The organism is Pararobbsia silviterrae, from assembly GCF_003628125.1.
Classification (GTDB): domain Bacteria; phylum Pseudomonadota; class Gammaproteobacteria; order Burkholderiales; family Burkholderiaceae; genus Pararobbsia; species Pararobbsia silviterrae.
Window position 1 is genome coordinate 91248 of the sequence record NZ_RBZU01000013.1, and the last position, 22519, is coordinate 113766.

Consider the following 22519-nt stretch of genomic DNA (forward strand, 5'->3'; position numbering starts at 1 on the left):
AATATGACGTACAAACTGCACGCGCTCTCGATACCGTTCTGCGCCGCGCTGCTATGCAGTTGCGCGGCCCCTCCGTCGAAACCCGACGTCGACGCGCTCGTCCCCACGGCGTGGCGAACGACCGCGCCGTCGAACGATTCCGCATGCGGCACGCAGGCCGCGGGCGCGAGCCCCTGCGCGGCCGCCGCGACGCCCGACGCGGTCACGGCCGACTGGTGGCGCGGCTTCGGCAGCGAAGAACTCGACGCGATCGTCCAGCGCGCGATCGACGGCAGCACCGACATCGCGGCGGCCATCGCGCGCGTACACGAGGCGGCCGCTCAGGCGCGCATCGCGGGCGCCGCGCTGTGGCCCGACCTCGTCGCGAACGTGACCGCGCAACGTCAAATCGGCGGCGCGGGCGATATCACCGTCGACAACGGCAACAGCTACGCGATCAATCTCGCGGCCAGCTACGAAATCGACTTCTGGGGCAAGAACCGCGCCTTGCGCCGCGCGGCGGGTGCCGACTTCGACGCAAGCGTATTCGATCGCGATACGGTTCGACTGACTACGGTGTCGACCGCGGCATCGCTTTGGCTGCAGATCGTGGCCTTGCACGAGCGCGCGGCGATCGCGTCGCGCAATGTCGAACTCGCGCAGCGCACGCTTGCGCTCGTCGAGTCGCAAACGCGCGCGGGGGCCGCATCGCCGCTCGACGTCGCGCGTCAGCGCGGCGTCGTCGCGAGTCAGCAGCGCAGCGCGGCCGCGCTGCGTCAAAGCGCGCACGACGACGAAGCCACGCTCGCGGTGCTGCTCGGCGTGCCGGTCGAACGCGTCATCGTGCGAACCAATTCGCTTGCGCAGATCCGCGTGCGTTCGATCGATGCAGGCGTGCCTTCCGCACTGCTCGTGCGCAGACCCGATATCGCGCGCGCGGAAGCGCAGTTGTCGGCGGCCGACGCGAACATCGCGGCGGCGCGCGCGGCAATGCTGCCGAGCATCACGCTCAGCCCGGGCATCGGATTCGCAAGCGACACCGTGCACGGCCTGTTCGACGCGCCGCTCTATACGCTCGCGGCGGGACTGACGGCACCGATCTTCGACGGCGGCCGCCTGCGCGCGCAGCGCGATCTCGCGATCGCCGAGCGTGAAGAAACGCTGGCGAATTACCGCGCGTCGATCGTCACGGCGTTCGGCGACGTCGACAAGGCGCTCAACGCGATCGGCGGCGTCGACGCGCAACTCGATGCGCAACGCGAAGTCCTCGCTCAGGCACAACGCGCCGAAACGCTCGCCTTATCGCGGTATCGCGCCGGCGCCGAGACGATGCTCACCGTCCTCGACGCTCAGCAAACGCTCTTCGATGCGCAGGATCTTTGGGCTCAGCTCAAGCAGGAACGTCTGCAGGCCGACGTGTCGCTGTTTCAGGCGCTCGGCGGCGGTTGGCAGGCGCCGGCGGACGGCGCTTCGGATCGCGATCGCGCGTCGTGAGCAGGGGTCGTGACGGGCGTCAGAACAGATGTCATGACCCGGGGTCGTGAGCGGGCACGTCATAAGCGAACACGGGGCGTTGGATTTCCGAGTCCGCTCGATCGAATGCCGCCGCTGACGCACGCCCCTCTGCGCCCGCGTTCTTATCGACGTCTAAATTCGCATGATGAGGCGCACGCGATCGCCTTTCACGACCGCCAGTGCGGCGGCTCGCCGGTGAGCCAGCATACGGCCACCAACGCGGCGCTGATGACCACGACCGACAGCAGAAAACGGACGCGATGCCGATCGGGCCGAAACACCGCGCCTGCGGCGACGAGCAACATCACGTAGACGGCAAGCACGGCCCAGCCCTCCCATCGAACCGGGATGCCCCATCCCCAACCCGAGGTCTTCGCGGGAAACCAATAAACGTGTGTGAGCATCGACATCCCTCGAAGGGTGATTCGGATCGACGCCGGACCGCCGATCCGATCGTCAGATGGCCCCACGTTCCGGCCATCTGACGATCCGGCGATCCGGCGATCCGGCGATCCGGCGATCCGGTCTTGCGGTCACGCGGTCTTGCGGTGTTACGGCGCTTAGGCGTTCAAGCGTGCCGACGATGCGCCGTCAGAAATCGGTTCGAACCGTCAACATCACGTTTCGCCGGTCGCCGAACTGCCCGAAGTACGTACCGGGCACGCGCGAGTAATACATCCGATCGAAGATGTTATTGAGCGTCAGCGACGACGTCACGTGCTTGTTGAACTGATAGCCGACCTGCGCGTTATAGATCGCGAGACCGCCTTGCATATAGCTCGCGTCGATACGCCCCGTCTGGCTCTGGGCGAGCATGCCGCCGCCGATCAGCAGTCCGTGCAGCATGCCTTGCTGGATGCGATAGCTGGTCCAGAGCTTGAACAGGCTATGCGGTTCCTCGAGGTCGTACGACTGCCCCGTCGAATCGCCGCCCGACAGATAGCGCGTATCGAGCATCGTGTACCCCGCGTACACATTCCAGTTCGGCAGCGGCTCGCCGGTCACCTCGGCTTCGAATCCCTGACTGCGCACCTTGCCGGCATCGACATAGAAGTCCGGATTGACGGGGTCGCCGAGCTCATAGTGATCGTTATCGATGCGGAATGCGGCGACGTTCGCATTGAGCTTGCCGTCGAGGAACGTCCCCTTGAGACCGACCTCGTACTGCTTGCCCGAGGCGGGCGCGATGCCCTGGCCCGTGACGGTCGTGCCCGTTTGCGGCGCGAAGACCTCGGAATAACTCGTGTAGGCCGACAGCGTCGGAACGATGTCGTAGACGAGACCCGCGTAAGGAACAAACTTGCCGTTCAACTGCGTCCCGACCGTCCAGTCGCCGCCCGACTGGTCTTTTTCCTGATACCAGACCTCGCGGCCGCCGAGGATCACCGTCAACGGGTCGGTCACGCGAATCTTCGCTTGCCCGTAGACGCCTCCTTGCTGGTAGTCGCTTTTGCTGCTCGACGTCAGCGACAGCACCGGGTGAGGAATGGCCGTCGGATCGAGCACGTTCCAGGTGCCGAGATCCTCGCCGCCGAACTCGAACGCTTCGTTGACCTGGGTGTAGCTCGCGCCGAACGTCAACGTATGATCGCGGCCGAACAGATGGACCGGACCCGAGATGTTCGTATCGGCCGAGAACGAGTTGTAAGTGCCTTGCTGCTTCTCGGCATAGAAGTCCTGCAAGTACGGATCGCTGCCCGTCGCGCCGAACGGATAGGCATCTTCCGCGTGATAGCCGTAATACCGGTAGAGCAAGGTCGTCGACGAGGTCCAGCCGTTTTCGAAGCGGTGCGTGAGATTCAGGTTCGCTTCGTTGAGGATGTTGCGCGTGTAGTTCCAGCTCGGGCTGAAATTCTGCGTGAACGAGCTCGGCAGAAATCCGCCCAAGGACGACTTGCCGACGCCATAGTCATAGTCCGAATCCGCATTGACCTGGTGAGCCACGGAAAACGACAGCGTCGTACGCGGATCGATGTCGTATTCGAGGATGCCGTAGAAGCCCGCCTCTTTCTTCCGGTAGCGATCGATCGATTGATGCTCGTCCGAACCCACGATGACCGCGCGTCCGCGCAACGTGCCGTCCTTGTTCAACGGCCCCGTCACGTCGACGACCTGCCGCGCCCCGCCGAATGACGAGAGCTGCGTTTCCGTCGACACATGGAAGGTATCGAGCGGCTCCTTGCGGACCAGATTGACCGTGCCGCCCGGATTGCCGGCGCCGTCGATGACGCCCAGCGGGCCCCGGAAGACTTCGACGCGGTCGTAGAACGCGAGATCGAGCTGCGGCTGGTACTGGATGCCGTTCATGACGGACACCCCGTTGTACTCGATGCCGAGGTTATAGCCGCGCGCCGTGTAGTAGGCCGAGTCGCCATAGGACACCGCTTTGACGCCCGTCGCGTATTGAAGCGCGTCTTGGAGCGTCGCCATGTTCTGGTCGTCCATGCGCTGACGCGTGATCACGGAGATGGAATTCGGAATCTCCTGCAGTTTCTCCGGTGTCTTTCCTGTGATCGTCGCGGCTTTCGAGGCATAGGAGCCCGAGCCTTCGGTGGTCGCGTCGCTGTCGCGCTCGGACGTGACGGCGACGGTCGGCAGCGTTTCGAGCGGCGTCCCCGCGAGACGCACGACCGCCGCGGTGCCCGTGATTTCGCCGACCAGTCCGCTGCCGGCCAACAGGCGATCGAGCGCCTGCTTCGGCGTCAGACGGCCCGACACCGCGGGCGCGGTCTTCCCCGCGACGAGCGACGGCTCGACCATGAGTTCGATACTGGTCTGCCTCGCCCAGTCGTTGAGCGCCTGCGCGAGCGGCTGCGCCGCGATGCTGAGCGTCACGCCCGCGGTGGAATCCTGGGCCTGGACGCTCAGGCTGGCGCACGCAAGCGCGAGGGCCAGCGCCAACGGGGCGGGTCGAAAACGGGGGCGAACCATCTAAGCACTCTCCAAGAGAAAAGAATGAAAATAAGAATTCTTCTCATGTAGACGCACGTCAGGTTCCGATCCCGGGGTCTTGAAAATAATTTTTTTACGCGGCCGGGCACGCAGTCAGGTGCTGTCACGCGGACCGCATGCCATACGGCTACAACGCGATGCCTGCGGCGGCACGGCGCGGCGTGTTCGAGGCGTCTGTCGTCGCAACGGACACGCGCGCCGCCCGGATTGCATTCAGTGCGGGGACGCCCGCGTGCACGGGCTCACGGCGAGCCGCATCCGAAGAATCTGTTCTCGCGACCGCTACGCTTATCACCCCGCTTGCGCTCAGCGCGGGGACAACGCGATGTCCGTCGTCTCGCCGTGCGGCTGAAGCACGACGTGCTGGACCTTGGGCAGCACGCGCATGAAGTTCTCGATATGGCGCGGATTGAACGTGCCCGTGATCCGAAGCGCGGCCACGTCCGGGCCGGCGAGCGCGAGATGCGTCGGGCCATACCGCTCGAACTCGGCGAGCGCCTGGCTCAGCGGCGTGTCGTCGAAGCTCACGCGTCCGTCGCGCCAGATCGCGAACGCGCTCGGTTCGAGCGCGGTCACGGTCCCGATCGCGCCTGCCGGATCGCAACTGACCTGCTGACCGGCCGTCAAGATCACGGCCTCCGCGTCCTCGCCCGCGAGCACGCGCGCGATCGGGTCGGCACCCGGGACGTGACCGACGCGCACGCTGCCCTGCTCGACCGCGACCTGCACGTCGCCGTTGCCCGGAATGCCCGGCGTATAGCGCACCGAAAAGCGCGTGCCGAGATCGGTCATGCGCGAGGCGCCCGCGAAGACGTCGAAAGGACGCGAACCGTCGTGTTCGACTTCGAAGTACGCTTGGCCGTCGGCCAGACGCACCTCGCGGCGCCCGCGCCGAAAGGCGACGCTCAGATGCGTGGCCGTGTCGAGTTTGAGCCGGCTGCCGTCGGGCAAGCGGACATCGAGTTCGCCGCCGCGCGCCGTCGCGAAGCTCTGCACATAGGTCGGCCGCTCCCAGGTCCACCAGCCGACGCTGACGGCCGCGCTCATCGCCAGCGCGGCGCCGATCAGGGCAAGCCTGGGCCGGTATGCGCGAACGCGCGCATCGGCGGTCGACCGACGCGAGGTCCAGCGTGCCCAGAACCCCGGTCGCGCCGCGCGTGACCCGCGCGCCTCACCGACCGCGCCCGCGGCATCACCCGCCGCTTCGCGCGCCTGCTGCGCGGCGAGCTCGCGCTTGAGCGCGGCGATGCCCGCTTCGGGCAGTGCGTCGAGCGCGGTCCAGTCCGACTCCCAGCGCGCGAGCGCGTCCGCGTTCGCCGGATCGGCGGCCAGCCATGCCTCGAACCGGGCCGCTTCGGCGACGCTCAGGCCTCGGCCGCGACGCACGAACCAGTCCAGCGCCTGCTGATCGATGTCGCGGGCGGGTGAACTCGCGGAGGACGGCAGACTCATTGCTTGGCGGTCGGAGTAGAGGGGTGCACCCATGAAGACGCACGAGACCCCGCTAACCCTGGCTCGGTACAGAAAAAACGCGCTGTTTTCATAAGGAGGAGGATGGGGGCGATGCGCGACCGTCAAGGCCATCGAGGCCGGAGGCCCGATCGAGGGCGTCCTTGCACTGCCGGCAAGCGGTCATCGCTTTTCTGATGTGTTCTTCAACGGTCTTGGGCGAAATCCCCATGCGCCGCGCGACTTCGGCCTGAGGCAAGCCATCGAATTTATGCAGGATGAAGGCTTCGCGACACCGCAGCGGCAGCGCGCCGATCGCGGCCAGGATCGCCTGCACGTGTTCGTTCGAGGACGCCGCGACTTCAGGCTCGAATATCGGCGCCGCGCGCAACGCGAGCGGCTCGGCCGCTTCAACGTCGGCCAGCTCGGCGTGATCGCCCCGCGCTTCGCTGCGGCGATACGCATCGATCTGGAGATTGCGCGCCGTCCGATAGAGCAAGGCGCGCGGCTCGAGGATCGTCGAACCCGATTGCTGCGCAGCCAGCACTCTAGCGTAACTTTCCTGAACGATGTCGGCCGCGGCGTCCCGATCCTTGCTCGTCTTGGAAATGAAGTTCAGGAGTTCGCGGTAGTAGCGGGCGACCACAATGTATCGGCGAGAACGGAAAGGCTCGGGACGACGGCGGGGATCGGACCCGGCCGGATGCTTTCGAGCCAACGTGAACGCAGTGCGCGCCCGCCCCATCGGGCGGCGCAATCAATGCGAATAAGTCTCGTTTATAACCTAATTTAAACCGGCGGCACAACCGCGTCGGTGCAGCGCGGTGTCATGTGTCGCGTATTGGACGCACGCCGCGGCGGAATCCGAGCACACCGCTCGCGCCCCGCTCGCCCCAGTCGCCTCGCCGGGCGCGCGCGGCATCGTCGTCGAACAGCGACAGCAACGTCACATTGCCGAGCGATGGCTTGCGCAAATCGATTTCGCGCTGTATAAACGCGAACGATTCTTAATTACATTATTTCTCGACAGGGGCGAAAACCGTGCAGGTGGCGAAATGAGCGCGGCTCGACTCGACGCGCATGCCGAGGTCTTGGCCCTCTATCGCGATCATCATCGCTGGCTGACCGGCTGGCTTCGCAAGCGGGTCGGCGACGCATTCGACGCGGCCGATCTCGCGCAGGACACCTTCGTGCGCGTGATGACCGGGCGCCGCTCGGCGCCGATCGAAGGCGAGCCGCGCGCGCTGCTCACGCATATCGCGAACGGATTGGTCATCGACCACTGGCGACGCCGGGAAGTCGAGCGCGCGTATCTGGCCGCCATCGCGCACCTGCCCGAGCCGAGCGTGCCCTCGCCCGAAGTCCGCGCGCTGATCTTCGAATCGCTGTTTCGCATCCAGGCGATGCTCGATCAAATGCGCTCGGTCACGCGCGAGGTCTTCCTGCTCTCGCAACTCGACGGCCTGACCTATGCGGAGATCGCCGACCGGCTCGGCCTGTCGTTGTCGACCGTCAAGCGCCATATGCAGACCGCGTTCGTCGCCTGCATGCAGGCGATCTGAGCGTCTTGATCGTGCCACCCGCCGCCGTGACGCACGCATCGACCGCGCCCCGCTCCGAGTCCGAGCTGTTGACCGAGGCGGCGGACTGGCTCGTACGCATGCAAGCGGGCGGATTCAGCGAAGCGGATCAAGCCGCGCTCGACGCGTGGCGTACGCGGAGTCCCGAGCATGCGCAAGCATGGGACCGCGCTCAGCGCGTGCTCGACATGTTCGCGAATGTGCCGGCGCCGATCGGATCGGTCGCGATTCGGCAATTGCCAAGCGGACGTCGGCGCACCGTCGTGCGCGGACTCGGGATGGTGGCGCTCATGGCGCCAACCGCCTGGCTCGTCGGACGAACCGCGGCATGGCGAGACTGGAACGCCGATATCCGGACGGCGACCGGCGAACGCAAGACCGTGACCCTCGCCGACGGCACGCAGCTCGTCCTCAATACGCGCAGCGCCGTCGACGTGCGTTTCTCGTCGACCGAACGCCGTCTACGCCTGATCGAGGGCGAGCTCCTCGCGACAACCGGCCCCGACACGCAGGCTGCGCGCTACCGTCCGTTTATCGTCGAAACGCCGCAGGGCGACGCGCAAGCGCTCGGCACGCGCTACACCGTGCGACTGATCGGCGAACACGCGCGCGTCAGCGTCTTCGAAGGACGCGTCGCCGTCCGCCCGCTCGACGGCGGCGCGCAACGTGTGATCGACACCGGCATGCAGGCCGACTTTTCGTCGACGGCGGTCTCGGCCCCGCACCCCGCTTCGGCCTCCGCCGCGCTCTGGGAACGCGGCATGTACGTCGCGAACGACCAGCGCCTGGCCGACGTGCTCGACGAACTCAGCCGATATCGCGCGGGCGCGATTCACTGCGCGTCGAGCGTGGCGAATCTGCGCGTGTCGGGCGCGTTCCCGATCGACGATACCGACGCGAGTCTCGACCTGCTCGCGAAAACGCTCCCCATCAAAATCACTTCGCTGACGCACTACTGGCAGTTCGTCGACGCGCGGTGACCGCGCGAAAAACGGCATGACGGCGTGACACTTTTTTTCGTTTCGTTCGGTAGACCTATCAGACGCCCCCTGAGGCGCAGATCCAGGCTCACCGCACTCGCTCACGAAAAAGGACACCGCATGCCGCTCATCGGCCCCGAGGGTATCGACTCGAACACCCGCTCCCTCCGACGCATCGCGTCTCGCGCTTCGATGGCCAAAGCGCCGAAGACGCATCCCATGGCCTTTGCCGCGCGCTCGCTGTTTTTGGCCTTGGCGATCGCCGCGATCCATCCGGTCGGCGTCGCGCAGGCGCAGACGGCCGGCGCCGATACGGGCGCACGCGCGCACTATGCGATCGCACCGGGTCCGCTCGCCGATGTGCTTGCCCAGTTCGCGGCGCTCACGCACACGCCGCTGTCATTCGACCCGGCCACGCTCGCGGGCTTGAGGAGCGACGGTCTCAATGGTCCCTACTCCGTGGACGAAGGATTCCGCACGCTGTTGCGCGGCAGCGGTTATGCGCTCGACGCGAAAGGCAACGGCATGTGGTCGCTGCGGCGTGTCAAGGACACGGACGCGAACGGCGCGGGGTCGGTGACGGAAACGCTCGCGCCCGTGGTCGTGACGGCCGCCAACGACGCGGCAAAGTCGCTCAATCCCCCGACGACCGTCGGCTCGAAGGAAGCGCTATCCGCCCGCGACATCCCGCAGACGGTCAGCGTCGTGACGCAGGACCAGATTCAAGCGCTGGCCATGCGCACTGTCGACGACGCGATGCGTTACGCGCCGGGCGTGACGACCGAAGTCAATCAACCGGGCTTCTCGAGCTATTACAGCCGCGGCTTTCCGATCAGCACGATCCAGTTCGACGGCGTGCCGACGGGCATCGTCACAAGCGGCATCTCCGGACCGACCGAAGGGCTCGCGGCCTATGACCGCGTCGAAGTCCTGTACGGGCCCGCCGGCATTCTGAACGGCTTCGGCGGCGAGGGCGGCATCATGAATCTGGTCCGCAAGCGCGCGCCCGAACAGTTCGAGGCATCGGCACAGATATCGGCCGGCACGTATTCGAACGGCGACGTCCAGGCCGATATCGGCGGTCCGCTGAACGCCGCGGGGACGCTGCGCGGGCGCGTCGTCGTCGACGAGCAATACCAGCACGAAATGCAGGACACGACCTGGCTGCGCAACCAGCAGTTCTACGGCACGCTCGAAGCCGACATCACGCCGACGACGCTCGTGCGCGTCGGCGCGAGCTACACCGATATCTACGGCAAGCTGATGTACGGCTTGCCGAACAACACCGACTACACGACACCCGACGTCTCGCGTTCGACATATCTCGGGCCCGACTGGAACTGGTTCTCGACGCAGCGCACGAACGCATTCGCCGAAGTCGAGCAGAAACTCGAAGGCGGCTGGACCGCGAAGCTCTCGTACAACTTCATGCGCACGACGACCGACGTCTTGACGGGTGCGCTGTTCACCAACGACGTCGCGCTCGATCAAGCCCAGCACTACAGCGTGAATACGCAGGACGCCAATACGCAGAATGCGCTCGACGTCTATGCGACCGGGCCCTTCGCGCTGTTCGGACGCACGCATCATCTGACGATCGGCGCGAGCTATCTGCATACGAACGACGTGACGAACCAGTTCCTCATCAACCCGGACTCCGGGCTCGATTTCGAGGGCGATCTCTATGCGCCGCTCACGGATAACAGCGCCTATTCGAACGATTTCGCCGGGGGGCCGCAAAACGACGTGACGACGGACTCGACGCAGTTCGGCTTCTACGGCAATGCGCGCTTCAGTCTGGCCGATCCGTTGACGCTCGTGCTCGGCGGCCGGGTGACCTGGTGGAGCAGCGACTCGACACCGAGCGCGGATCCGAACGACAACTACTTCGGCAACGTCGCGACGCGCGATCATGTGACGGCCAAGTTCAGTCCGATGGTCGGCCTGATCTACGACATCAACGATCAGCACACGCTTTACGCGAGCTACGCCTCGATTTTCCAGCCGCAAGCGGGCGACGAGACCGTCTCCGGGCAGGTCATCAAGCCGCTCGAAGGCAACCAGTTCGAGGTCGGCGAAAAGGCGGAATTTCTCGACGGCCTGCTGACCACGAACATCGCGCTCTTCCATATCCGGGAAAAGAATCGCGCCGAGAGCGATCCGATCAACACGGGCTATTACATCGCCGCCGGCGAAGCCCAATCGCAAGGCGTCGATCTGCGCGCGACGGGCAAGCTGACCGACGATTGGAAAATCGGCGCGGGCTACACGTATACGGACTGGCGCAACTACGACGACAGCTTTACCGCGCACCAATCGTTTTCGGTCGTCGCGCCCAAGCATGTGTTCAAGCTTTGGACGAGCTATACGTTGCCGGGCGAGCTGCGTCGCTGGACGGTCGGCGGCGCGACCTACGTTCAGAGCAGGACGTTCTACAAGGACTCGAGCGGGTTTCTGTCGAACAACACGCTGCCCAGCGGCACACTCGTGGCCGGCGGCTATGCGACGCTCGATCTGTCGGTCGGGTATCAGATCAACAAACATCTGAATGCGTCGCTGCTCGTGACGAATGTGTTCGATCGCAAGTACATTTCATCGCTGACGACGGGCGGCATCGGCACCTACTACGGCGATCCCGTCAAGGTGCTCTTTACGCTGCGCGCGACGATGTAAAGGATCGCGTCTGCTTTTGCGTCATTGTCGAACCGATCGACGGGCACGCGATGGCCACGTTTTTACCGTGGCCTTTTACACATCGCGGACGCTTGGCTCCATTACAATCCGGCTGGCGCCGATTCGCGAGAGCGAAAACATGACCGCTTCAGATCGCGCGGTCCGTGGCTCGGCGCGGCCGTTTTGAAGAAAAAATCATCGGGTAGCGACTATGTCGATTCGAAGTTGGGCGTTCGTGCATCGGTGGACGAGTCTGATCTGCACGCTGTTCCTGTTCATCATTTGCCTGACAGGACTGCCCTTGCTGTTTTCCGACGAGATCTCCGATTGGCTCACGCCGCATACCTATGCGACGGTGCCGGCCGGCACGCCGCCCGCGAGTCTCGACCGCCTCGTGGCGACATCGCGCGCGATGTACCCGCACGACATCGTCGCCACGCTTTTCGTCGACGACGACGAGCCGCAGGTCTATGTCTGGATGGCGCCGACCTGGAACGATTGGGATGCCGTCCCGACGGCGCGGCATTACATCCGCTTCGACGCCCGCACCGGTCAAATGCTCGAACAGTCGCCGCCGCTCGGTGCAAAACGCCTCGATTTCCTGAGCCTCATGCTTCGACTGCACCGCGATCTGTTCGCCGGTTTGCCGGGCGAACTGTTTCTCGGACTCATGGGTTTGCTGTTCGTCGCGGCAATCGTCTCGGGCGTCGTGCTGTATGCGCCCTTCATGAAGAAACTCGATTTCGGCACGGTGCGCGCAGACCGCTCGACGCGCATCAAATGGCTCGATCTGCATAATCTGCTCGGCATCGCGACGGCGGCCTGGGTATTCGTCGTCGGCGCGACGGGCGTCATGAACGAGCTATCGACGCCGCTGTTCGCGATCTGGCAGCAAACGGACGTCAAGGCCATGCTGTCGCGCTACCAGGGCGCCTCGCCGCCGCGTGCGGACGAACTCGTATCGGTCCAGCACGCATACGAGGTCGCACAACGCGCGGTGCCGAATATGACGATTACCGGCATCGGCTACCCGACGCAGAAAAACGGCAGCCCCTGGCATTACCTGCTCTGGGCAAAGGGCAGTTCGACGATCACGTCGCGGCTGTTCAGTCCGATCCTCGTCGACGCGCGCACCGGGCAACTGACTCAAGTCGTCGAGATGCCGTGGTATCTGCGCGCGCTCGAAGTCTCGCGTCCGCTGCATTTCGGCGATTACGGCGGAGTGCCGCTCAAGATCCTCTGGGCATGCTTCGACGCGGTGACGCTCGTCGTGCTGGGCAGCGGCTTGTATCTGTGGTTCGCGCGACGCAAGGCGATGGCCGCGCGTATCGACGCGCTCGAACAGCATGAAGCCCCACGCGCTCGCGCCGCGGCCGCACACCCTTCGACCGAGGCGCAGTCATGAATGCATCGCATGAATCCAAGCCCGCGCGTCCGATCTGGCGCATCCCGCTGGTCCTCGCTTTCCTGACATGCACCGGATTGCTCGCGGCCCTGCTCGGCAATGGCCTGGGATGGCGCGGGTATGCGTGGGCATGCCTCGCGACGCCGATTGTCGTGATGATCCGCTACGCGTGTTTCGCGCGCGAATGACGCACGCGATATCCATTCCCCCGCCGCACCCTTTGTCCTCGGGACCGTCTCGTCGCTAGTCTGTGAATACGCCGTTCGCGTCATCGGCGCCGCCGCTCCGTTGCCGGCCGCGCCGGCTCGCGGAACGCCGCATGCTCCGTATCACAGGCTCGCGCCGAACCATGCCCCAACACCCGCCGCGCGACATGCGCGTACGCCTCGCGAAGTCTCGTCAGACCTGGCTCGGCATTGCGCTGCCTGCACTTGCGACGCTTGTCGCGGCCAACATCCTGATCAACGTCTGGCAATCATGGCGCGATCTGACGGCCGCGGATGCACTCGCGGCGCAGCGTCTCGACGTGCAGACGTCGTTGATCGAGAAAAATATCCGCGATCGCATCGACGCACTGAACGGCACGATCGGCGTCGCACGCACATTGATCGATGCAGGCGGTCTTACCGATGCGTCTCTCCGCACGCTGGCCGCGACGCTACGCGACTCGATGGGCAATATCGACATTGCCGTCTTCGACGCCGACCGGCACGTGCGGGCCGAATCGCGCGCGGGCGTCAGCAACGCGCTTCCTGAGCTCGCCGCCGCGTTGACGCGCATGGACACCCGCGCGCCGACCGAGCGCTGGACGCCCGTTCAATGGCGGCAAAACGGTGCGGTGCTGATCTCGGCCGACAATCGAGATCGCACGGGCGCGCTCAACGCGGTGATCGTCGTGTTCGTCCCGCTCGAACAGCACTTGCTCGACGGCGTGACGCTTGCGCCGGGCACCGCGATACGCCTGCTCGACAGTGCGCAGCGCTTGATCGCACGGTATCCGCTCGCCGCATCGGTCACGCTCGGGGAGCGCGCGCCCGACACCGCGACGCGACGCCCGGGGCCCGTCGAGGGAACCGCGTTCGTCTCCTCGCGCACGGACGGCATCGAACGCCTTGTCGCGTCGCGCCGCATCGGCGTTGGTCAGCCTTTGGCGTATTGGACGCTCGAAGTCGGTTACGCCGTCCGCACCTATCGCCGCGACCTGCGGTTCAGCGTCTATCTCAACGCGGCCGGCGCGGCGTGCGTGCTGATCATGCTGATCGGCGGAACGCTGCTGGTTCGACGCGAAAAGGCACTCCGCGAACACGTCGCGCGATATACGCAGATGATCTCGACGATCGTCGAAAACATGCCGACCCCGGTTGCGATGATCGATGCGACAGCGAACGACATTCTCCTGGCCAATGCCGCGCTGCTCGATACGTTCGGTGCGCTCGCGGCCGATGGGCAACCTTTCAGCCGCTTGTTCGGCCACGCCGACGATTGGTCGAGCCTGCGCGAAAATCCGACCGATGAACCCGTCCCGATGCTCGCGCGCGGCGGGACACGTCATATGCTCGTTCGGTGCACGCGGCTTCCGCCGAATCAAGCGTTCGACACGGATTCGATTCTCGTGACGCTCGCGGATGTGAGCCGCCATCATCAGTTGCTCAAACAACTGCGTACGGCGGCCGATTTCGATCCGTTGACGGGTTTGGCGAACCGTCGCTATTTCGCCTCCGCGGCAGAGCACGCGGTCGATCAAGCACGTCGGCTCCATCGCCCCTTATCGGTGCTGGCGCTCGATCTGGACTTCTTCAAACGCGTCAACGATACGTGGGGACACGCCGTCGGCGATCGTGTGCTCCAGATCGCCGCTCGGCTCTTCGAGGCATCGCTGCGAGACGATGATTTGGCCGCGCGCGTCGGCGGCGAGGAATTTCTCGCCTTGCTGCTCGACACCGATCTCGCGCAGGCGCAGACCATCGCCGAACGCGTCCGGCTTGCGATTCAAGACACGCCGATCATGCTCGACTCGGGAAAAACGCTTTCGCAGACGGTCAGTATCGGCATCGCCCTGTTTCTCGAAACAGAAGCGGATCTGACGGGCGCGCAGGAACGCGCGGATGCGGCGCTCTACGCGGCGAAGCAGGCCGGTCGAAACCGCGTGACCGTGGCCGCCGTCGACGCGTCGGATACGTCATCTTCCGCTTAGCGAATTGCGCTCAAGGTCTAACGCTAACGCCTAACGTTTGACGTTTGACGTTTGACGTTTGACGTTTGACGCAGCATAGGCCCGCGCACCGGCGCGACGCGCGAGTCTGCTTCGTCGCTCACGTCGAAACGTGCGCGGACACGTGAACCGACACGCCATTCATCAACGAACGCACGGTCCCCCTGTGCGCCTCGGGACCATCATAGGCCACGAGGCCCTTCTCGAACGCCGCATCTGCATCGATCGCGCTTTCGACCATCGCGCGCAACGTCACCTCGGACGTCACGACCACGACACTGCGCGCTTGAGGGTCGGTCGCGGTCAACACCGGCGGATCGGGCACGACATCAGGGTCGAATCCGTTTGCCGTCGGATGAAAGAACCCCCATGTGTCCGCTTCGATCAGCAAAATGTAGAAATCGGGCATCGTCATCCACGCGTCCACCGGAAGCGATGCCTCGACGATCGCTTGAAACGCCGCCAGCGTGTCGATCGATGCAAGCTTGAGTCGAGCCGTGGCGAGCGGCCCGGTCATGTCCTGCGGGGCGAGTTCGCCGCGCTCCATCGCGCCGCGCGTGGCGACCGCCACGCTCAGCGACGCAGGATGCCCGACGCCGAAATCGATCTTGAAGTTGCAGATCGCGCACATGCGGCCCTCACGGCGTCACGATGTTGAAATAGAACTCGAAGTTATCGAGCCACGAAATAAAATCCCCGAGCTTCGTACTATCGCCGTCGATCTTGGCATTACCCGCCATGACGAGCTGTTGCACGTTCGTCTTGCCCATCATCGTGCTGTTGAGGTCCGCGCGCGTCATCGTCAGCGTCGCGTCGACCGGACTCGATGACTTGACCTTCGAATAGTGCAGCGCGCTATTCTCGACGCCGACGATATAGTTTTCCTTCGTATCGGTGAGCACAAGATTCAGCGTGACCTTCTTGCCCGCGGCGCGATCGCCGTTCAGGCGCACGCCCAGATAATCAAGGAACATATCGAGGGGCATCGCCTGAATCGTATCGGGGCTTTGCGGCTCCGGCGACGGGACTTTCTTGATGCCGTTGCGCAATTCCATGGCGCCGGTCAAATAGAAGTTTCGCCACGGCGCGGATTCGGCTTGATAACCAAGCTGTTCGTAGGCGTCGGCAAGCAGATGCTTGGCCGCCTCGTTCGACGGATCCGCGAACACGACGTGATTGACGACCTCCGCGACGAAGCGGTAATCGCCTTTGTCGTATGTGGCCTTTGCCTTGTGCAGCACTGCCGCCGCGCCGCCCATATACTCGACATAGCGTTTGCCCGCGTCGACAGGCGGCAAGCGATGCAAATTCGCCGGCACGCCGTCAAAGAAGCCGAGACGCAAATTGTATTGCGCTTCGAGATCGTGGAATACCGTGCCGTAATAGCTGCGGCAATACCAGTGCTTGGCCAGACTATCGGGCAGCTTGAGCTGCTCCGCGATTTCAAGCGGCGTGTAACCCGTGTTCGCGAGTCGCATCGTCTGATCATGCAGATAGCGATACATGTCACGTTGCGCGCCCAGGAATGCGACGATGCGCGCGTTGTCCCATGTCGGCCAAAAGTGCGAGGCGAACAGCACCTGGACGTCGCCACCGAACATATCGATCGCGGTCTGAAGATATTTCGACCACAGCAAGGCGTCGCGAACCTTCGCGCCGCGCAGCGTATAGAGATTGTGCAGCGTATGCGTCGCGTCTTCGGCCGCGCAGAATGCCTTGTACTTCGGCACGTAAAACATGAACTCCGCCGGCGCCTCGGATTGCGGCGCCATCAGCACGACGATCTCCACGCCGTCGAGCGTCAGCTTCTGCCCGGTCTTCTCCGCGAACATCGTCGGTACGATCATCGTGATCGTGCCGACCGAGGTCCCTTTTCCGAGTCCGCCGTCCACGCTCCCCACCGGGCCGCGCGGCAGCAAAGAACCATACATATAGCTCGCGCGACGTCCCATCGCGTTGCCCGCGATGATGTTTTCGCTGACGGCCGCATCCGTGAAATCGGTCGGCGCGACGATCGTGACCTTGCCGGCCTTCACGTCGTCTTCTGATACCAGCCCGCGCACGCCGCCGTAGTGATCGACGTGACTATGTGTATAGATCACGGTCGTGATCGGCTTATCGCCGAGATTGGGCACCACGAGATGCTTCCATACATAGCTCGATATATCCGTCGTCACGAACGGATCGACGACGATATAGCCCTTGTCGCCCGCGATGATGCTCATGACCGAGAGATCGTATCCGCGAATTTGCCATACGCCGTCCGTGACCTTGAACAGTCCGTGGTTCATATTGAGCTTCGCGTTACGCCAAAGACTCGGATTGACCGTCGGCGGGGCGTTGTTTTCGGGGCCGCCCGTCAAGAACGCAAACTGTTTGAAGTCCCATGCGGGATAGTCGCCTTGTCCCGGTATGACGACCGGGTCCGGGAGTTTCGCGACCAGACCGCGCTGAGCGTCCTCGAAGTCCTGCGTGTCGGAGAACGCCAGAAACTTTGCATACGCGGCATTGATATCGAGCGTGGCCTGCGTCGCCGGCTTCGGTGCGACGCCCGAAGGCGCCGCCCCCCCGGATGATTGGGCAAAGCTCTCGCCGACCACCGAACCGATACCGGTCGCGACACCGACCACGGCCACGTTCTTGAGGAATGTACGACGTCCCTCGGGATCTGTATGAGTGCGATCGTCGGACATGCTTGGCCTCCGTTCAGTGAATGGAATGCTCGGCTATCGCGCGCGCATACTTGGACACGGCCAGAGCGTCGTGGGCGCAATATGTACGCATGTGCGCGAGGCGAATGAAAAGATTTGTTCGTTATACCCACCACCATTGGAGTCTAGACCCCAGTTCTCGCGTCGCAAGGTCGAAAGCGACCTGATCTTCGTCGATTCATTGATGCGCGATTGTTCAGCGCGCCACGCGTGCCCGCGCACTTATTGGAACGACTTACGAGGTGCCGCATATCGGCTGTCTCGCGCCGTGAAAATTTAATGAATCGCTTGTTCGAGCCGCATCAGATTCTGCGGCTGGACATGGATGATCCCGCCGCGCGGGCTATCGATGTCCGCGATCAGCGCAAGCGACAGCGACACCGTAAAAGGCAGCAGCGTGACGTAAAGACCCGCGCTTAGCCGCCCTTGCGCGCCGTATCCCTGGACGATGCAACCCGCGATCGCAATCAAAAACAACAGCGCCCAGGCGCCGATCGGAACGCGATTGATCCGCGCGGCCTCCGAATAATCTTGCGAATTCAGTGTGTCGTTCATCCCGCTGACGACGAGCGCGCCGATCGGATTGGCCTTGTCCTTGGCGACCTCCGTCGCGAGCCGCCACAGTTCGGCTTGCGTGTCCGAGGTCTGCCGGCCGATGAGTTCGAGCTGCTGCGGATCGCGGGTCAAGAAGTCCGCGACCCGCAGACGCGTGTAGCGGATCAAGGCGCCCTTGATGGCATAACCCATGGCCGGATCGGCAAGATCGGCGCGAACGAATTCCGTCCCGATGGCGTTGGCCTCGTTTTCCTCGAGGTTTTTCCGCTGGTCGTAACGGCCGACCGCCATCGATAGCGTGAACCCGATCAAGAGCGCGAGCAGCGTGAGCGTTGCCGCTTGAACCACCTTATAGTCTTCGCGCACGTCGTCCGTCACGGCGATGCGACGCCGGAGCACGTACGCGCCGAACGACACCGCGGCCACGAGCACCACGAACATGACGATCAATACTGCAAGGGGATGGTCCACGAAGACTGCCACACGACCTCCTCGACGATTCGATCTGCATGATGACGGCGAACCGAGCGTCACGACATGCGCGACAGTGTAGGTCGCCCGATCGTCTTGTCGAAATCGAGAATGCGCGCAAACCGGCCGTTCCGATCACGCGCTAATCGATCGCACGACACGCGCACTAAAAGCTCAACGCGATGCCCACCGATGCGCCCGTGACGTCCTTGCCGAAGGCATACCGGGCGACAATGCGCAGGCGCGAAAAGAGCTTGGTCTCGTCGCTCGTATCGAACTCGATCCCTGCGCCCAGCGACGTCAATTGATTGAATCCGAGGATGTTCGCCTGGCTGCCCAGATAGGTCGAATGCGACAGCTCAAGCACATAGCGCAGCGGCCGATTCATGAGCGTCAAGCCGGTCGGCGCGCGCCATCGCGCATAGAGGTTCGTCGATTCCGCATTGGCCTCGCCGCGTACCGCGCTCGACGATCCGAAGCTTTGCAGATAAATATCCGTAAAGCGCAACTCCAGATCGAATTCATAGGGCTCCTTGCGGGGATACCAGCCGATCATCAACGATCCGCCGAGTCCGTAGGCGCTCAATGAGCCGTCGCGAATGAAATCGATATTCGAGTCCACACGGTGATTGACGAGAAATTGCGCGGCCGACGCGTCGCTGAAGACCTCGCCCAAGGAAAAATTAAAAATCGGACGGATCACGAGGTTGCCGCTCTCGTTGAGCGGAAAATCCCAGCCGATCCCGCCGGTCGCCGCGACGTTCGTCCATCGCGTCGGCAAAGCGCGCTGCTCCTGACCGTCGGACGCGATAAAGGTCGGGTCGTAACGCGACGCGCCAAGCGCACCTTCGAGATACAAGGGGAAGTTCGGACTCAACGTAAAGCCGCCGCCGAACTGCGTCATGTTCAACGACGGATCGCCCGAAGCGGCATTCCGTATACCGAGCGTGCTGGCCGACAAATCCGGCGTGACGCTGAACGAGAGCAACGCCAGCACCGCATTCGCCTGCTTCTGAACGTCAGGCCCCTTGAACACGGGTCCCGAGGGCGCCGCTTGCGCACGAGCGAAATGCGGCGACACGCATTGCAGACAGCAGGTGGCCAACGCAAGAACGCCGATGCGCCTCATCGTCTTGCGCCCCCACCCGCGATCGACTCACGCGGCTCAATAGGGCCGATTCACGACGACATATTGCCCACCCTGAGGTTGGTACCACGCGCTGCCGCATTGCTGATAGACCATGCCGCCATAGTTCACGGGCATGCAGTTCGGCGGAATCGAGTGAACGATCGACCCGACGACGGCGGTGGTCACGGCGACCGTCGCGGTGACCGCGGCCGCCGTGGCAACCGGATGATAGTCGTCGTCCCAGCCGCCATGGTGGTAGTCGTTTCCGCTGACGTTGACATTGACGTTGCGATTCACATTGACGTTGTTCACGCTCGTGCTGCGTACGTTCTGGGAACGCACATCGGCGCGCGAATTGTCGAGCTGCGCGCCGCCGCGTCCCGGACCACCCGGATGAGGGGCGCCGCCCATGCGTGCTCCGCCGCCTCCGCCGACGCGGCCCGCGGCATTCGATTCGAGCGGCGCACAGACCACGCTCGCGCCGATGATGAACAGGACCATCGCGGCGCGCATGCGTCTGCGTTCGAGTGTGCGTTCGAAGTTCATGGCCTACTCCTTTTTCGCAGCGACCGGAACGAGTTCGATTTTTTTCGCGCCTGCGGGAGGATGAAACGTGAAGAACGCATCGCTGAACGTGACGTTCGTCTTCCACTCGACGATCGATACGGACTGCGGCCTCGCATCGTCGTCGCGACGCGTGATCACGATCTTGCGCGGCAACGCCTTCGCCCCCGTCGTGATCCAGATTTGCCAATCGGCCTCCTTCTGGCGAAACGCATAGTGATCGCAGATATCCGAACCTACGTAGTCCTGCCCCGCATACATGGCGGACTCGAACTGATCGACGGGCGCGTTCGGCGTCCCCCAGATAAATAGATCCGACAACGGAAACTCGACGCCATAGCGCGTATGGAATGCGTCGATCAAAGCGGCAAGCGTGCCGTCGAACGGCACGGTCGAATAGTAGTTCTGGCCGAGCTGCATCAGCGTGACCTGCTTGCCGTCGTAGACGATCTCGCGAGTACTGCGCGCGCTGCGCATGACGGCCTTGATCTTGTCGGGTCGTTCGACGTCGAGTTCGGCGCTCGCCGTGTGCTGCAGTTTTTGTCCGTCGACAAGCACGCGCTCGCCCGTGATTTCGGTGGAAACGTGGAATTGCCTGAGCGCCTGAAGCTGCGCACCCATTTTTTTCAATGCCTGAATCGCATCGGGGCTCACCGCCGGCTCGCTCGCGGCGGTCGAGCTCGCGGCCGTCGCTTGCGCCCATGCGCCGGACGCCACCGTGGCCCCCACGACGAGTGCAATGGCTATCAGTTCGCGCTTCATCGTCGCCCCCTGGCTAGGTCATCAGCCCGTTGTCCGAGCCACTTCGAGTATTGGCCGATCGGGACGCGAATCGCCAGCGATTCTTGCGTGTCTGATGACGACGCTAAGCAACATGCGCGGCCCGGCAATCTGCACGAGCCGATGCGCAGGATCGAAGCGGCCCTTCGTCGAGAACCGCATGGCACGCCGCTACCGCGCAAAGCATTCGTGCGTGAGCAAATCATCCGTGAATCCCTTTGCGCGTGTGCGGCTTCGCCGCCTAGTCTCCAAGGTGCCGCACACGCGTCGCGCCCGGTCGAATGCGCATGGGTGACGCACGTTGACGCGACGCTCAGCGGCGTCCGGTGCCTTCGAAGGGCGACGACACGCGCATGCATGCCGAACCGGCAAGCGCAAGACGATGAGGGCGGCGCGGTGGATTATCGCGTTCGAGCGGAGGCCTGCGATGCGGCAAACGGCGCGGTACCTTACGGCATTGTGTTGCGCGTTCATGGCGTCATTCACGATGGCCCTCGCCGCCGCCGACACGGCCTCGCCCTCGGCCGCTCAGCCCGGCAACGCCCCCCTGCGCGTGGCGATCGCGGCGGACGCCCCCTTCGTGCTGCCGGGCACGGCCGCTCCGCAAGGCTTCAGCATCGATCTCTGGAACGAGGTCGCGCGTCGCATGGGCGTGCAGTTCACATGGATACGCGTGCCGACGGACGCCGCGTTGCTCACCGCGGTCCAACACGGCGACGCGGATATCGCGATCTCGGCCATCACGATCACCCCCGAGCGTGAACACACGGTCGACTTTTCCATGCCGTATTTCGATTCCGGTCTGCAAATCATGGCCCGCGCGCACAGCGAGAATTCGCTCGTGGCTTCGCTGCTGTCCGTCCCGTGGTTGCCCGTCGTTGAGCTCTTGATCGGCGCAGTGATCGTGGTGCTGATCCTCGCTCACGTGGTCTGGCTGACCGAGCGCAAGCGCGATCCGCATTTTCCGAAACCTTACGTGCGTGCGCTCGGCGAAGGCCTCTGGATCACGATGCTGATCATCGCGACGGGCGAGCACGGCGAACGCGACGCGCCGGGGGTATGGAAGCGCGTGCTCGTCCCCACGATGTGGATCATCGGCGTCGTGCTGATCGCGCAGTTGACGGCGACCGTCACGTCGTCGCAGACGGTCGCGCGCCTGCGATCCGATATCGGCGGGCCCGACGATCTTCCGGGAAAAAAGATCGGCACGGTACCCGGCACCGTCGCGGCCGACTATCTGACCGAACGCGGCTTGCCGTTCTTCAAGGTGTCCACCGCCGCGGACGGGCTGCGCATGCTCACGAACGGCGACTTGCAGGCCATCGTCTACGACGCGCCCACGCTCCGGTATTGGGCGGCGAAACGCGGGAACGGCGTCCTCGCCGTCGTCGGGCCGGTCTTTCGTCCCTCGAAATACGGCATCGCCGTGGCGAACGGCAGTCGCTTGCGCAAGACCATCAACGAGGCGCTGATCACGATGTACGACGACGGCACCTACGATCATATTTACGGCAAGTGGTTTTCAACGAATAAATAAAATGCGTACGAATCGCACCGCCGGCAT

19 protein-coding genes are annotated in these 22519 nt (G+C 63.9%); 8 read left to right on the forward strand and 11 right to left on the reverse strand.

What is annotated here, in order from left to right:
• The first annotated feature begins 3 nt into the window (after positions 1 to 3).
• Positions 4 to 1473 carry an efflux transporter outer membrane subunit gene (locus D7S86_RS23410; RefSeq protein ID WP_121089918.1) on the forward strand — a complete coding sequence of 490 codons (1470 nt, stop codon included), beginning with the start codon at positions 4 to 6 and terminating at the stop codon, positions 1471 to 1473.
• A 188-nt stretch (positions 1474 to 1661) separates the two neighbouring features.
• Here the strand turns inward: D7S86_RS23410 and D7S86_RS23415 are convergent, their stop codons facing one another.
• The 5 genes from D7S86_RS23415 to D7S86_RS29625 form a co-directional block, all read right to left on the reverse strand.
• The gene (locus tag D7S86_RS23415; protein WP_338069195.1) at positions 1662 to 1898 is read right to left on the reverse strand and encodes a hypothetical protein; all 237 of its coding nucleotides are present in this window, start codon (positions 1896 to 1898) and stop codon (positions 1662 to 1664) included.
• 187 nt (positions 1899 to 2085) lie between these two features.
• Positions 2086 to 4425: a TonB-dependent siderophore receptor gene (locus D7S86_RS23420; protein WP_121089922.1), complete on the reverse strand. Its 2340-nt coding sequence runs from the start codon at positions 4423 to 4425 to the stop codon at positions 2086 to 2088.
• A 327-nt stretch (positions 4426 to 4752) separates the two neighbouring features.
• Positions 4753 to 5898 carry a FecR family protein gene (locus D7S86_RS23425; protein WP_121089925.1) on the reverse strand — a complete coding sequence of 382 codons (1146 nt, stop codon included), beginning with the start codon at positions 5896 to 5898 and terminating at the stop codon, positions 4753 to 4755.
• 88 nt (positions 5899 to 5986) lie between these two features.
• Positions 5987 to 6541, reverse strand: a complete 555-nt coding sequence (locus D7S86_RS23430; RefSeq protein ID WP_205962881.1) for an RNA polymerase sigma factor — start codon at positions 6539 to 6541, stop codon at positions 5987 to 5989.
• A 181-nt stretch (positions 6542 to 6722) separates the two neighbouring features.
• Positions 6723 to 6869, reverse strand: a complete 147-nt coding sequence (locus D7S86_RS29625) for a hypothetical protein (protein WP_158602064.1) — start codon at positions 6867 to 6869, stop codon at positions 6723 to 6725.
• Between the two features lie 81 nt (positions 6870 to 6950).
• Between D7S86_RS29625 and D7S86_RS23435 the strand changes: the two genes are divergently transcribed.
• The 6 genes from D7S86_RS23435 (at position 6951) to D7S86_RS23460 (ending at position 14727) form a co-directional block, all read left to right on the forward strand.
• On the forward strand, positions 6951 to 7457 hold the full coding sequence (locus tag D7S86_RS23435) for a sigma-70 family RNA polymerase sigma factor (RefSeq protein ID WP_121089928.1): 507 nt from the start codon (positions 6951 to 6953) through the stop codon (positions 7455 to 7457).
• Positions 7458 to 7468: 11 nt separating this feature from the next.
• A complete protein-coding gene (locus D7S86_RS23440; protein ID WP_240648382.1) occupies positions 7469 to 8455 on the forward strand; it encodes a FecR domain-containing protein in 987 nt (328 codons plus the stop codon).
• Positions 8456 to 8674: 219 nt separating this feature from the next.
• Positions 8675 to 11128 (forward strand): TonB-dependent siderophore receptor, encoded by a 2454-nt coding sequence (locus D7S86_RS23445; RefSeq protein ID WP_158602065.1) that lies wholly within the window; start codon positions 8675 to 8677, stop codon positions 11126 to 11128.
• A gap of 211 nt (positions 11129 to 11339) precedes the next feature.
• Entirely contained in the window at positions 11340 to 12533 is a 1194-nt protein-coding gene (locus tag D7S86_RS23450) for a PepSY-associated TM helix domain-containing protein (RefSeq protein WP_121089932.1), read from the forward strand.
• The gene (locus D7S86_RS23455; protein ID WP_121089934.1) at positions 12530 to 12721 is read left to right on the forward strand and encodes a hypothetical protein; all 192 of its coding nucleotides are present in this window, start codon (positions 12530 to 12532) and stop codon (positions 12719 to 12721) included. The genes D7S86_RS23450 and D7S86_RS23455 overlap by 4 nt, the downstream gene beginning before the upstream one ends.
• Positions 12722 to 12882: 161 nt before the next feature.
• Positions 12883 to 14727, forward strand: a complete 1845-nt coding sequence (locus tag D7S86_RS23460) for a sensor domain-containing diguanylate cyclase (protein ID WP_240648369.1) — start codon at positions 12883 to 12885, stop codon at positions 14725 to 14727.
• A gap of 118 nt (positions 14728 to 14845) precedes the next feature.
• Here the strand turns inward: D7S86_RS23460 and D7S86_RS23465 are convergent, their stop codons facing one another.
• The 6 genes from D7S86_RS23465 to D7S86_RS23490 form a co-directional block, all read right to left on the reverse strand.
• Complete coding sequence (locus D7S86_RS23465) at positions 14846 to 15376, reverse strand: hypothetical protein (RefSeq protein WP_121089936.1); 531 nt, start codon at positions 15374 to 15376, stop codon at positions 14846 to 14848.
• 7 nt (positions 15377 to 15383) lie between these two features.
• A complete protein-coding gene (locus tag D7S86_RS23470) occupies positions 15384 to 17438 on the reverse strand; it encodes an alkyl/aryl-sulfatase (protein ID WP_121089938.1) in 2055 nt (684 codons plus the stop codon).
• Between the two features lie 294 nt (positions 17439 to 17732).
• Entirely contained in the window at positions 17733 to 18494 is a 762-nt protein-coding gene (locus D7S86_RS23475; protein WP_121089940.1) for a bestrophin-like domain, read from the reverse strand.
• 154 nt (positions 18495 to 18648) lie between these two features.
• Positions 18649 to 19518 (reverse strand): hypothetical protein, encoded by an 870-nt coding sequence (locus D7S86_RS23480; protein WP_240648370.1) that lies wholly within the window; start codon positions 19516 to 19518, stop codon positions 18649 to 18651.
• A gap of 129 nt (positions 19519 to 19647) precedes the next feature.
• Positions 19648 to 20157 (reverse strand): hypothetical protein, encoded by a 510-nt coding sequence (locus D7S86_RS23485; RefSeq protein ID WP_240648371.1) that lies wholly within the window; start codon positions 20155 to 20157, stop codon positions 19648 to 19650.
• A gap of 3 nt (positions 20158 to 20160) precedes the next feature.
• Positions 20161 to 20937 carry a DUF2092 domain-containing protein gene (locus tag D7S86_RS23490; RefSeq protein ID WP_121089945.1) on the reverse strand — a complete coding sequence of 259 codons (777 nt, stop codon included), beginning with the start codon at positions 20935 to 20937 and terminating at the stop codon, positions 20161 to 20163.
• A gap of 505 nt (positions 20938 to 21442) precedes the next feature.
• Here D7S86_RS23490 and D7S86_RS23495 point away from each other — a divergent pair.
• A complete protein-coding gene (locus tag D7S86_RS23495) occupies positions 21443 to 22492 on the forward strand; it encodes a transporter substrate-binding domain-containing protein (RefSeq protein ID WP_158602066.1) in 1050 nt (349 codons plus the stop codon).
• Positions 22493 to 22519: the final 27 nt, after the last annotated feature.

Bases quoted from the DNA above. Each gene is read 5' to 3' on its own strand.
- D7S86_RS23495 (WP_158602066.1), top strand. From the start codon at position 21,443: ATGGCCCTCGCCGCCGCCGACACGGCCTCGCCCTCGGCCGCTCAGCCC.
- D7S86_RS23420 (WP_121089922.1), bottom strand. From the start codon at position 4,425: ATGGTTCGCCCCCGTTTTCGACCCGCCCCGTTGGCGCTGGCCCTCGCG.
- D7S86_RS23470 (WP_121089938.1), bottom strand. From the start codon at position 17,438: ATGTCCGACGATCGCACTCATACAGATCCCGAGGGACGTCGTACATTC.
- D7S86_RS23425 (WP_121089925.1), bottom strand. From the start codon at position 5,898: ATGAGTCTGCCGTCCTCCGCGAGTTCACCCGCCCGCGACATCGATCAG.
- D7S86_RS23455 (WP_121089934.1), top strand. From the start codon at position 12,530: ATGAATGCATCGCATGAATCCAAGCCCGCGCGTCCGATCTGGCGCATC.
- D7S86_RS23435 (WP_121089928.1), top strand. From the start codon at position 6,951: ATGAGCGCGGCTCGACTCGACGCGCATGCCGAGGTCTTGGCCCTCTAT.
- D7S86_RS23460 (WP_240648369.1), top strand. From the start codon at position 12,883: ATGCCCCAACACCCGCCGCGCGACATGCGCGTACGCCTCGCGAAGTCT.
- D7S86_RS23465 (WP_121089936.1), bottom strand. From the start codon at position 15,376: ATGTGCGCGATCTGCAACTTCAAGATCGATTTCGGCGTCGGGCATCCT.
- D7S86_RS23445 (WP_158602065.1), top strand. From the start codon at position 8,675: ATGGCCTTTGCCGCGCGCTCGCTGTTTTTGGCCTTGGCGATCGCCGCG.
- D7S86_RS23485 (WP_240648371.1), bottom strand. From the start codon at position 20,157: ATGAACTTCGAACGCACACTCGAACGCAGACGCATGCGCGCCGCGATG.
- D7S86_RS23490 (WP_121089945.1), bottom strand. From the start codon at position 20,937: ATGAAGCGCGAACTGATAGCCATTGCACTCGTCGTGGGGGCCACGGTG.
- D7S86_RS23415 (WP_338069195.1), bottom strand. From the start codon at position 1,898: ATGCTCACACACGTTTATTGGTTTCCCGCGAAGACCTCGGGTTGGGGA.
- D7S86_RS23410 (WP_121089918.1), top strand. From the start codon at position 4: ATGACGTACAAACTGCACGCGCTCTCGATACCGTTCTGCGCCGCGCTG.
- D7S86_RS23450 (WP_121089932.1), top strand. From the start codon at position 11,340: ATGTCGATTCGAAGTTGGGCGTTCGTGCATCGGTGGACGAGTCTGATC.